The 490-nt window shown below is 46.7% G+C and carries 1 pseudogene; it reads right to left on the bottom strand.

The window, feature by feature from the left end:
- Positions 1 to 490: pseudogene (locus tag Y79_RS01000000120020) on the bottom strand (hypothetical protein); the annotation flags it as partial.

Genomic DNA, 490 nt, shown 5'->3' with positions numbered 1-490 from the left:
GGAGAGATGGTAAAAATCCCATGCGCCGACAGCCAGGTCTTTGACGCCTGTTATGGTGTCTTTTCCGACATCATAAAGGCCGACGCCTATTCCTTTGACGATATCCCAAGCCGTTTCGCCGACTTCTTCCAGCTGTTTTGCTTGTTCAAGCTGCATCACATATTGCACCTGAGCGGGTTCAAGGTTTTCATAGCCGATTTTCTTCGCGATTTCCAAATGCTCATCCGGATCGGTGACACCATCTGCCAGCTTTTTCTTCAGATCCTTGATTTCCCGCTCTTTCGCTTCTTCCTTTTTAATCGTCAAATAAGCATCTGAATGTCTTGAAATCTCGCCTTTTTTCTTATGGATGTCGCTTTCTCGGTACGCTTTGGCATTGTAGTGAAGCGGCATGGCGCTTTTTCCTTTGCCCGTGGCATTTTGAAGTTGCTGGAAGTCAGCTTGGATGAACTGTTCGTTCGCTTCGGTTTCTGCGTATTCTTTCATTAGG

It is taken from the genome of Bacillus siamensis KCTC 13613 (assembly GCF_000262045.1).
GTDB classification, from domain to species: domain Bacteria; phylum Bacillota; class Bacilli; order Bacillales; family Bacillaceae; genus Bacillus; species Bacillus siamensis.
The sequence above is the reverse complement of the archived record's forward strand: the minus strand, read 5'-3'. Positions and strand labels throughout refer to the sequence as shown.